This is a genomic window from Enterobacter sp. 01-M-02-SI-ECC (assembly GCF_047530595.1).
Lineage (GTDB): Bacteria > Pseudomonadota > Gammaproteobacteria > Enterobacterales > Enterobacteriaceae > Enterobacter > Enterobacter cloacae_M.
The window spans coordinates 20890-32720 of sequence record NZ_JBLKCZ010000010.1 but is presented as its reverse complement, the minus strand read 5'-3'; the positions used below and the strand labels follow the sequence as shown (position 1 = coordinate 32720).

At 56.0% G+C, this 11831-nt stretch carries 7 protein-coding genes; 1 reads left to right on the top strand and 6 read right to left on the bottom strand.

Annotation, left to right across the window (positions count from 1 at the left end):
- Positions 1-32: 32 nt before the first annotated feature.
- From eno to rlmD, 5 genes are all read right to left on the bottom strand, one after another.
- Positions 33-1331 carry a phosphopyruvate hydratase gene (eno, locus tag ACMWLG_RS14420; protein WP_023309012.1) on the bottom strand — a complete coding sequence of 433 codons (1299 nt, stop codon included), beginning with the start codon at positions 1329-1331 and terminating at the stop codon, positions 33-35.
- An 82-nt stretch (positions 1332-1413) separates the two neighbouring features.
- Complete coding sequence (gene pyrG, locus ACMWLG_RS14415; RefSeq protein ID WP_023309013.1) at positions 1414-3051, bottom strand: glutamine hydrolyzing CTP synthase; 1638 nt, start codon at positions 3049-3051, stop codon at positions 1414-1416.
- Positions 3052-3274: 223 nt separating this feature from the next.
- Entirely contained in the window at positions 3275-4066 is a 792-nt protein-coding gene (gene mazG, locus ACMWLG_RS14410) for a nucleoside triphosphate pyrophosphohydrolase (RefSeq protein ID WP_045404169.1), read from the bottom strand.
- Positions 4067-4133: 67 nt separating this feature from the next.
- On the bottom strand, positions 4134-6365 hold the full coding sequence (relA, locus tag ACMWLG_RS14405) for a GTP diphosphokinase (protein ID WP_023309015.1): 2232 nt from the start codon (positions 6363-6365) through the stop codon (positions 4134-4136).
- A 51-nt stretch (positions 6366-6416) separates the two neighbouring features.
- Positions 6417-7715, bottom strand: a complete 1299-nt coding sequence (gene rlmD, locus ACMWLG_RS14400) for a 23S rRNA (uracil(1939)-C(5))-methyltransferase RlmD (protein ID WP_045404168.1) — start codon at positions 7713-7715, stop codon at positions 6417-6419.
- A 57-nt stretch (positions 7716-7772) separates the two neighbouring features.
- Between rlmD and barA the strand changes: the two genes are divergently transcribed.
- Complete coding sequence (gene barA, locus ACMWLG_RS14395; protein WP_045404167.1) at positions 7773-10532, top strand: two-component sensor histidine kinase BarA; 2760 nt, start codon at positions 7773-7775, stop codon at positions 10530-10532.
- Between the two features lie 95 nt (positions 10533-10627).
- Here barA and ACMWLG_RS14390 read toward each other — a convergent pair whose 3' ends face one another.
- Complete coding sequence (locus tag ACMWLG_RS14390; protein ID WP_414762995.1) at positions 10628-11767, bottom strand: glycerate kinase; 1140 nt, start codon at positions 11765-11767, stop codon at positions 10628-10630.
- Between the last annotated feature and the right edge of the window lie 64 nt (positions 11768-11831).

Genomic DNA, 11831 nt, shown 5'->3' with positions numbered 1-11831 from the left:
CGACTGGCATTTTCATTTTAAGGCTTAAGCAATTATGCCTGGCCTTTGATCTCTTTCAGACCGTTGTATGGTGCTTTTTCGCCCAGCGCTTCTTCGATACGAATCAGCTGGTTGTATTTAGCAACACGGTCAGAACGGCTCATAGAACCGGTTTTGATCTGGCCTGCAGCGGTACCCACAGCCAGGTCGGCAATGGTAGCGTCTTCAGTTTCGCCAGAACGGTGAGAGATAACCGCGGTGTAGCCAGCGTCTTTCGCCATTTTGATCGCAGCCAGAGTTTCGGTCAGAGAACCGATCTGGTTGAATTTGATCAGGATGGAGTTAACGATGCCTTTCTCGATGCCTTCTTTCAGGATCTTGGTGTTGGTTACGAACAGGTCGTCACCAACCAGCTGGATTTTGTCGCCCAGTACTTTAGTCTGGTATGCGAAGCCAGCCCAGTCAGACTCGTCCAGACCGTCTTCGATAGACACGATTGGGTACTGTTTGGTCAGGTCTTCCAGGAAGTGAGTGAACTCTTCGGAGGTGAACGCTTTATTGCCTTCGCCAGCCAGAACGTATTTACCGTCTTTGTAGAATTCAGATGCTGCACAGTCCATCGCCAGGGTGATGTCTTTGCCCAGCTCGTAGCCAGCAGCTTTTACTGCTTCTGCGATAACAGCCAGCGCTTCTGCGTTAGAACCCAGGTTTGGCGCATAGCCACCTTCGTCACCAACAGCAGTGTTCATACCTTTAGCTTTCAGAACTTTAGCCAGGTTGTGGAACACTTCAGAACCCATACGTACCGCTTCTTTCAGGGATTTCGCGCCAACTGGCTGAATCATGAATTCCTGAATATCAACGTTGTTGTCTGCGTGCTCACCACCGTTGATGATGTTCATCATTGGTACAGGCATGGAGTATTTGCCTGGGGTGCCGTTCAGTTCAGCGATGTGCTCGAACAGTGGCATACCTTTCGCAGCAGCAGCCGCTTTGGCGTTTGCCAGAGAAACTGCCAGGATTGCGTTCGCACCGAAGTTAGATTTGTTTTCAGTACCGTCCAGATCGATCATGATCTTGTCGATGCCAGCCTGGTCTTTGGCGTCTTTGCCAAGGATTGCCTGAGCAATAGGACCGTTTACAGCGCCAACCGCTTTCAGTACGCCTTTGCCCAGGAAGCGGGATTTGTCGCCATCGCGCAGTTCCAGCGCTTCGCGAGAACCAGTAGAAGCACCTGATGGAGCAGCAGCCATACCAACGAAACCACCTTCCAGGTGAACTTCGGCTTCAACGGTCGGGTTACCACGGGAGTCGATGATTTCACGACCGATGACTTTAACGATTTTGGACATTAGATTTTCCTCAGTACAAGTTAAACTAAAACTCCAGACAAACAACGCGTACCAAAGGTACGCGTTGCCGTTCTAACTTTTTTTACTTCGCCTGACGCTTCTGGTAGTCGCTGGCGGCCTTCACGAAGCCTGCAAACAGCGGATGCCCGTCACGTGGCGTTGAAGTAAATTCCGGGTGGAACTGGCAGGCGACAAACCACGGATGGTTTGGCACTTCAATGATCTCGACTAACTGATCATCCCCGGAGCGGCCCGCAACACGCAGGCCCGCGGCTTCAATAGGTTTCAACAACATGTTGTTGACTTCATAGCGGTGACGATGGCGCTCGGTGATGACCGGCTCGCCGTACAGCTTGCGAACCACGCTATCGTCAGACAGCTGGCAGGCCTGTGCGCCAAGACGCATGGTGCCACCCAGATCGCTCTTCTCGGTACGGACTTCGACGTTACCTTCTTCGTCACGCCATTCAGTGATAAGCGCCACAACAGGGTACTTACAGTCTGGCACAAATTCCGTAGAGTTCGCGTTTTCCATTCCCGCTACGTTGCGCGCAAATTCGATCAGCGCAACCTGCATACCCAGACAGATGCCGAGGTATGGAATATTGTTTTCACGCGCATAGCGCGCGGTGGCGATCTTGCCTTCAACACCACGGTAGCCGAAGCCGCCAGGGATAAGGATAGCATCCAGATCTTTCAGGATTTCAACGCCACGCGTTTCAACATCCTGCGAATCAATCAGCTTGATGTTCACGGAAACACGGTTCTTCAGACCACCGTGTTTCAGCGCTTCGATCACTGACTTATAGGCATCCGGCAGTTCAATGTACTTACCGACCATACCGATAGTCACTTCGCCTGCCGGGTTGGCTTCTTCATAAATAACCTGTTCCCATTCAGACAGGTTCGCTTCCGGACAGTTCAAGCTGAATCGTTTACAAATATAATCGTCCAGGCCCTGAGATTTCAACAGGCCCGGGATTTTATAAATGGAATCGACATCTTTCATTGAAATAACGGCTTTTTCAGGCACGTTACAGAACAATGCAATTTTCGCACGTTCGTTCGCCGGAACCGCGCGATCGGAGCGGCAAACCAGGATATCTGGCTGAATACCAATAGAGAGCAGCTCTTTCACAGAGTGCTGAGTCGGCTTGGTTTTCACTTCACCTGCGGCGGCCATGTACGGCACCAGAGTCAGGTGCATGAACAGCGCGTGCTCACGGCCGATATCTACCGCCAGCTGACGAATCGCTTCCAGGAATGGCAGGGATTCGATATCACCCACGGTACCGCCGATTTCAACCAGCACCACGTCGTGGCCTTCGCCACCCGCAACAATGCGTTCTTTGATTGCGTTAGTGATGTGCGGGATAACCTGAACGGTTGCACCCAGGTAGTCACCACGGCGCTCTTTACGCAGAACGTCGGAGTAGATGCGGCCAGTCGTGAAGTTGTTACGACGGGTCATTTTGGTGCGGATGAAACGCTCGTAGTGGCCAAGATCCAGATCGGTTTCAGCGCCGTCTTCAGTAACGAACACTTCCCCGTGTTGGATTGGGCTCATGGTGCCCGGATCGACGTTGATGTACGGATCCAGTTTCATCATGGTCACATTGAGGCCACGGGCTTCAAGAATGGCTGCGAGGGAGGCTGCGGCAATGCCTTTACCCAGAGAGGATACGACCCCGCCGGTCACAAAAATATAGTTCGTTGTCATGCTGAACCTGAGAAGTTAGGGTGAAACGATGGAATAACCAGGACGGGAAAGTAGTATACCCGAACACGGCGAGCGCCACAAACTTTCATTCTCCGTCTCCATTCCAGGCCATGACAAACATAAGGAGTGAGAAAATAGCCCCTTTTGGGTAAATATTTTTGACGCAAATCAAGCGCTTGTCATTTAAAAAATCACACAAATTGCGCTTGATCGCAAAATCTCGTTAGAGATCAGATTCCTGGCGCTTTACTTCCTGCCAGACTTCTTCCATCGCTTCGAGGTCAATTCCGCTCATTTCCAGGCCTCGCGAGGCGACAATCCGCTCAACTTCGCGAAAGCGTCGTTCGAATTTTAGGTTGGCTTTTTGCAGGGCGGTTTCCGCTTTTACACCCAGGTGGCGAGAAAGGTTGACGGTCGCGAACAACAGGTCGCCCATCTCTTCCTCAAGCTTTGCTTCATCCACCACCGCCTGCTGCGCTTCGTGCATGACTTCGTCAATCTCTTCGTGCACTTTATCCAGCACCGGGCCGAGGGAGGTCCAGTCAAAACCGACGGCGGAGCAGCGCTTCTGGATTTTATGCGCGCGCATCAGCGCGGGAAGGCTCAGCGGAATATCATCCAGCGCCGAGTGCTGGGATTTTTCCGCCCGCTCAGCGCTTTTGATCTGCTCCCAGCGGGCCAGCACCTCAGCGCTGTTCCCTGCGGTGGCATCGCCGAAGATATGGGGATGACGGCGCTCAAGCTTGTCGCTGATGGCAGCGCAGATATCGTCAAAGTTAAAGCGCCCTTCTTCCTGCGCCATTTGCGCATAGAACACCACCTGGAACAGCAGATCGCCCAGCTCGCCGCGCAGGTCGTCAAAATCTGCGCGGGAAATAGCGTCCAGCACCTCATAGGTCTCTTCGAGGGTATAAGGCGCGATGGTGGCGAAAGTCTGCTCTTTATCCCACGGGCAGCCGTTTTCCGGGTCGCGCAGGCGTTTCATGATGCCGAGCAGGCGGTCGATTTGAGTCATAGTGTTTTCCATTAAAAAAACAAGCCGGGCGGCGGCAAAGCCTTACCCGGCCTACAGAAGAGTGTGTTTAACCGCCGTGCAGACGACGCGCGTCTATCACATCCGGCACCTGGTTCAGTTTGCCGAGCACGCGGCCCAGCACCTGCAGGTTGTAGATTTCGATGGTCATATCGATGGTGGCAAGCTGCTCGCGGGTATCGCTGCGGCTGGCGACGCCCAGCACGTTGACCTTCTCGTTGGCGAGAATGGTCGTGATGTCGCGCAGCAGCCCGCTGCGGTCATTGGCAGTGACGCGCACCACCAGCGAGTAGCCAGCGGAATAGCTCTCACCCCAAACCGCTTCCACGATGCGCTCCGGCGCATGCGACTGCAGCTCGGCAAGCTGGTCACAGTCGGAACGGTGAATCGAAATCCCGCGTCCCTGGGTAATAAAGCCGACGATATCGTCGCCCGGAATAGGCTGGCAGCAGCGGGCAATGTGGTGCATCAGGTTACCTACGCCTTCAACCACCACGCGGCCGTTGTCTTTGCTGCGCTGCTGCGGGGCGTAGGTTTTCTGCTGCAGCTGCTTCAGCGCCGCCGCGTCCTGCTCTGCCGCGCTTGGCTTATTGAACTGCGCCTGCAGGAAGTTCACCATCTGATTCAGACGGATATCACCGCCGCCAATGGCCGCTAACAGCTCGTCAAGCTCGTTAAAGTTGTAGCGCGGCAGCAGGAATTTCTCCGCCTCTTTCAGGCTTATCCCGATATGCTCCAGCTCGTCGTCGAGGATCTGGCGGCCGGCAAGAATGTTCTTGTCACGATCCTGTTTACGGAACCAGGCGTGAATTTTCGATCGCCCGCGACTGGTGGTGACGTAGCCCAGGTTCGGGTTAAGCCAGTCACGGCTCGGGTTGGGCTGCTTCTGGGTAATGATCTCAATCTGGTCACCCATCTGCAGCTGATAGGTGAACGGTACAATACGCCCGCCGATTTTCGCCCCGATGCATCGGTGTCCCACATCGCTATGGATATGGTAGGCAAAATCAAGCGGCGTAGAGCCGGCCGGCAGGTCGACAACGTCCCCTTTCGGCGTAAAGACATACACCCGATCGTCAAAGACCTGGCTGCGCACTTCGTCGAGCATCTCGCCGGAATCGGCCATCTCTTCCTGCCACGCAATCAGCTTGCGCAGCCAGGCAATGCGGTCTTCGTGGCCAGAACGCGCCCCACCGGAGGTGCCTTCTTTGTATTTCCAGTGCGCGGCCACGCCCAGCTCGGCGTCTTCATGCATCTGTTTGGTGCGGATCTGAATCTCAACCGTTTTACCGCCAGGGCCAAGCACCACGGTATGGATAGACTGGTAGCCGTTCGGTTTTGGGTTGGCGACATAGTCGTCGAACTCATCGGGCAGATGACGGAAGTGAGTGTGTACTATCCCCAGCGCGGCGTAGCAATCCTGCAGACGCTCCGCCACGATACGCACGGCGCGCACGTCAAACAGCTCGTCAAAGGCGAGGTGTTTCTTCTGCATTTTGCGCCAGATGCTGTAGATATGCTTAGGCCGGCCGTAGACTTCGGCGCGCACGTTCTCTTCTTTCATCGCCTGGCGCAGCCCGCCGACAAATTCCTCGATATAGTGCTCGCGGTCGATACGGCGCTCGTGCAGGAGTTTGGCAATACGTTTATATTCCGCCGGGTGCAGATAGCGGAAGCAGTAATCTTCCAGCTCCCATTTCAGCTGACCAATCCCTAAGCGGTTCGCCAGCGGCGCGTAGATATTTGTACACTCTTTGGCCGCCAGCACGCGCTCGTCTTCCGGCGCATCCTTCACCTCACGCAGGTGGGCAATACGCTCTGCAAGCTTGATAACCACGCAGCGGAAATCATCCACCATGGCCAGCAGCATCCGGCGAACGTTATCGACCTGTTCTGAGGAGACGGAATCGGTATGCGCGGCTTTGAGCTGGCGAATAGCCGCCATATCGCGCACGCCGTGGATCAGCGCGACGACGGATTTCCCGACGCTGTCGCGCAGTACGTCTTCGCTGACCACGTCCGCATCCGCGAGGGGGAAGAGAAGCGCGGCCTGCAGCGTTTCAATATCCATGTTCAGCATGGATAAGATTTCCACCATCTCCACGCCGCGCCACAGGAGAAGATCGGCATCCGGATGCCCCTGCGTGGTGCGCAGACAATAGGCCCAGGTTTCGGTTAAGCGTTCACACGACTGCTGGCTGGAAATTCCCAGACTTGCGATCCATTTTTGTGGGTCAAACTCCCCAGCTTTATTGAGATGTGCACTTCTTACCGCAACCATTGTCCTCTCCTTTAGGGACCAGGGCCTGTCGAAGTCGACAAGCCAAACAAATTAGATGTGCTCGAACAACACCATCGATTCCAGATGCCCAGTGTGCGGGAACATGTCCAGCATTGCCAGACGCTGAATCTGGTAACCCGCGCTGAGTAATGCCTCGCTGTCCCGGGCAAGCGTTGCCGGGTTACAGGAAACATAGACCACACGCTTTGGCGCGAGTTTAATAATATGTGCCATCACGCCCGGGGCACCGGCACGTGCCGGATCGAGCAAAATTTTATCAAAGCCCTGCTTTGCCCACGGCTGTTGGGTGACATCGTCCTCAAGATTTTGATGAAAGAATGTCACATTTTGCAAGCCGTTCTGCAGCGCGTTCTCCTGCCCTTTAGCCACCAGCGCCTCAACGCCTTCCACGCCGACGACGCTGGCCGCTTCTCGCGCCAGCGGCAGCGTGAAGTTGCCCATTCCGCAGAACAGGTCGAGCACCCGATCGCTTTTCTGAACGTCCAGCCACGTCAGCGCTTTCTCAACCATCAGTTGGTTAACGCCATCATTCACCTGAATGAAATCCCGCGGGCTGAACGTTAAGCGTAGCCCGTTTGACGCATACCAGGGCGCCTCACCGGTAACCTGCTCAAGTATCTCGCTTTGTGGTGCAAGGAAAAGCGCCAGGTCGTGGGAATGCGAAAAGCGTTCCAGTTTTTCGCGATCTTTTTTCGACAACGGCGCGGTATGGCGCAGGACCATCAGCGGTCCATTGTTTGCCATGACCAGTTCGACATGCCCGAGATGGCGAACGCCGTCCAGCCCGGAAAGACAGGTGCGCACTTCCGGAAGTAATGCCTCAAGATGGGGCACCAAAATGGGGCACTGCTGCACATCGACAATGTCGCTGGAACCGGCCTTGCGAAACCCCATCTCCAGCCGAGCCGTTTTTGGCTGATAGCTGAGGCTCAGGCGCGCGCGTCGACGATAGCCCCAGGGCACATCGGCGAGAATTTCGTTAACGTCATGTTTAAGCTGACGCGCCAGCGCGCGGCTTTTGCTTTTTTGCTGTAATTCTGTGCTCGCATGCTGTTGCTGGCAGCCCCCGCAAACGCCAAAATGTGGGCAGCGGGGCTTCACGCGCTCCGGGCTATCGTTGAGGCGACGCTTAACCTGTCCGCGCGCGAACTGGCGTTTATCTTCCGTCAGCATAATTTCTGCTCGTTCTGTTGGCAGTAAACCTGTTATAAACAGAGCTTTACCATTGTGACGTGCCACTCCCTGACCAAACGGATCGAGGTCCGTGGCTTCAACAGTAATGATTTGACGCGTCGTCACGCGTCGCTTTGCAGAGTAGAATTGCGCCATCGCCGAGATTTTTCTCACATAAACATAATTATCTTAATTGTCCCATAACGGAACGCCATGACCAACTACAGCCTGCGCGCGCGCATGATGATTTTGATCCTCGCCCCCACCGTTCTCATCGGTTTGCTGCTGAGTATCTTCTTTGTGGTGCACCGCTATAACGATTTGCAGCGGCAGCTGGAGGATGCAGGTGCCAGCATTATCGAACCGCTTGCCGTGTCCAGCGAGTACGGCATGAACCTGCAAAACCGCGAATCCATTGGTCAGTTAATCAGCGTGCTCCACCGCCGCCACTCGGACATCGTACGCGCCATTTCCGTTTACGACGAACATAACCGCCTGTTTGTCACCTCGAATTTTCATCTCGATCCTGCGGCTCTGAAGATCCCGGACGGTACGCCATTCCCGCGCCACCTCACCGTACTGCGGCGCGGCGATATCATGATCCTGCGCACGCCGATCGTATCGGAAAGCTATTCCCCCGATGAGTCTGCGCAATCCGATGCCAAATCCAGCAACAATATGCTGGGATATGTGGCGCTGGAGCTGGATCTCAAGTCGGTCCGGCTACAGCAGTACAAAGAAATTTTTATCTCTGGCGTGATGATGCTGTTCTGCATTGGCATTGCGCTGATCTTCGGCTGGCGCCTGATGCGCGACGTGACGGGCCCCATCCGCAACATGGTTAATACGGTTGACCGCATCCGCCGCGGCCAGCTCGACAGCCGGGTGGAAGGGTTTATGCTGGGTGAGCTGGACATGCTGAAGAACGGCATCAACTCGATGGCCATGTCGCTGGCGGCGTATCACGAAGAGATGCAGCACAACGTTGACCAGGCCACGTCCGACCTGCGCGAAACGCTGGAGCAGATGGAGATCCAGAACGTTGAGCTGGATCTGGCGAAAAAGCGCGCCCAGGAAGCGGCACGTATTAAGTCGGAATTCCTTGCCAATATGTCGCACGAGCTGCGTACGCCGCTCAATGGCGTGATCGGCTTTACCCGCCTGACGCTGAAAAGCGAGCTTAACCCGACTCAGCGCGATCACCTGCACACCATTGAACGTTCGGCCAACAACCTGCTGGCGATCATCAACGACGTGCTCGACTTCTCCAAGCTGGAAGCGGGCAAGCTGATCCTGGAGAGTATTCCGTTCCCGCTGCGCAGTACGCTCGATGAGGTGGTGACGCTGCTCGCGCACTCGTCGCACGACAAAGGCCTTGAGCTGACGCTTAATATTAAAAACGACGTGCCGGATAACGTCATTGGCGATCCGCTGCGCCTACAGCAGGTCATTACCAACCTTGTCGGGAATGCGATTAAATTCACCGAAAGCGGTAACATCGACATTCTGGTAGAAAAACGCTCCATCAGCAGCAATAAGGTGCAGATTGAAGTCCAGATCCGCGATACCGGCATCGGTATTCCTGAGCGGGATCAGTCGCGTCTGTTCCAGGCGTTCCGTCAGGCGGACGCCAGTATCTCCCGCCGTCATGGCGGTACCGGCCTGGGGCTGGTGATCACCCAGCGCCTGGTGAACGAGATGGGCGGCGATATCTCTTTCCACAGCCAGCCGAACCGTGGTTCAACCTTCTGGTTCCACATTAATCTGGACCTCAATCCGAATGTCCTGACCGATGGCCCGGTGACGGACTGCCTGAAAGGCAAGCGTCTGGCCTACGTCGAACCTAACGCGGCGGCCGCGCAGTGCGCGCTCGATATTTTAAGCACCACGCCGCTGGAGGTGGTCTACAGCCCAACCTTCTCAGCGCTTGCCGTTGAGCACTACGATATTCTGCTGATGGGGATCCCGGTTACCTTCACCGGTGAGCTGACCATGCAGCAGGAGCGGCTGGCGAAAGCCGCCTCAATGACCGACTATCTGCTGCTTGCGCTGCCCTGCCACGCCCAGATTAATGCAGAGGAGTTGAAAAACGACGGAGCCGCCGCGTGTCTGCTGAAGCCGCTCACCTCGACCCGCCTCCTGCCCGCGCTCACGGAGTATTGCCGTCTTAGCCAGCATGCTCTCCCGCTGATTAACGATGAGCAAAAATTGCCCATGAGTGTGATGGCGGTGGATGATAATCAAGCCAACCTGAAGCTGATTGGCGCATTGCTTGAAGACCAGGTTCAGCACGTTGAGCTGTGCACCAGCGGCGCGCAGGCGGTTGAACAGGCGAAGCAGATGCAGTTCGATTTAATCCTGATGGATATTCAGATGCCGGGCATGGATGGCATTCGGGCCTGCGAGCTGATCCACCAGCTGCCGCACCAGCAGCAAACCCCGGTCATTGCGGTCACCGCGCACGCGATGGCCGGCCAGAAAGAGAAGCTGCTGAGCGCCGGAATGAATGACTATCTGGCGAAGCCCATCGATGAAGAGAAACTTCATAATCTGCTGTTACGCTATAAGCCGGGTCACATTGGCGGGACGTACACGGTTTCCAGCGAGCCGATTGAAATCAGCGTTAACCAGAACGCGACCTTTGACTGGCAGCTTGCCCTGCGCCAGGCGGCGGGTAAACCCGATTTAGCCCGCGAAATGCTGCAAATGCTGGTCGCATTTCTGCCGGAAATTCGCAATAAGGTGGAAGAGCAGCTGGTGGGTGAAAATCCGGAAGCTCTGCTGGAAGCGATCCACAAGCTGCACGGCAGCTGCGGGTACAGCGGCGTACCACGGCTGAAAAACCTTTGCCAGCTGCTGGAGCAGCAGCTGCGTGCCGGCACGCCGGAATCGGAGCTTGAACCGGAGTTCCTGGAGCTGCTGGATGAAATGGATAACGTAACGCGCGAAGCGACGAAGTTGCTGGGAAGCTGAGATAAAAGCCCGGTGGCGCTACGCTTACCGGGCCTGCAATTGCGGGTGCGGCCTGATGCCCTCACCCCGATCCTCTCCCACAGGGAGAGGGAGAACTACATTCCCTGCCCCACTTTCAGCACCGCCGCGATATTCCTGGCGGCCATCCTGACGTTCTCGCTGGCATTTTCCATCGCATCCTCCAGCGAGCAGATGGTGTAAATCACGCTAAACACCGCATCAATGCCGTGATCGTGTACCACGCCAACGTCCGCCGTCAGGCTGCCTGCAATGCCGATGACGGGTTTGTTAAAGCGTTTCGCCACTTTCGCCACGCCCACCGGAACTTTGCCGTGGATCGTCTGGCTGTCGATGCGGCCTTCTCCCGTGATCACCAGATCCGCATCGGCCACCTGGTCGGCCAGGTGTAGTGCATCGGTCACGATCTCAATGCCCTGGCGCAGCTGCGCGCCGCAAAAAGCGTACAGCGCGGCCCCCATGCCACCCGCCGCGCCGCCGCCAGCAAGGTTTAGCACGTCGATATCCAGATCCCGGGCAATGACTCTCGCATACTGCGCCAGCGCGTTGTCCAGGGTGACGATCATCTCGGGAGTGGCCCCCTTTTGCGGGCCAAATACGGCTGACGCGCCATCCTTACCGGTGAGCGGATTCGTCACATCACAGGCGACCTCTATCCGGCACTCCGCCAGACGTCTGTCCAGCCCGCTCAGGTCGATACGCGCGAGTTTTCCCAGCTCGCCCCCGCCCTGCCCAAGGGGCTGCCCGCTGTCGTCCAGCAGCTTTGCCCCCAACGCCTGCACCATCCCTGCTCCGCCGTCATTGGTGGCGCTGCCGCCAATGCCGATGATGATATGCTTAACGCCTGCGTCCAGCGCGTGACGAATAAGTTCGCCCGTGCCCCACGAGGTGGTTTTCAGGGGATTACGCTGCGAAGGGACGACCAGCTCCAGGCCGCTAGCCGCCGCCATTTCAATAAAGGCACTCTGCTCGTCACCGGATAAGCCATAAAATCCTTCCACGCGCTCACCCAGCGGGTCGGTCACCGGAACATGTACAATGCGTCCCTGCGTTGCCGCGATCATCGCCTCAACCGTTCCTTCGCCACCGTCCGCGACCGGAAGTTTGACGTAAACCGCCTCGGGAAAGATCTCGCGAAAACCACGTTCTATCGCTGTCGCAACCTCAAGCGCACTCAAACTTTCCTTATACGAGTCCGGTGCGATAACAATTTTCATAAGCCATCCTTACGCATAGTCGTTACGTTAAGCATACACCACGTAAAAGACCGTTCGTGGGAGC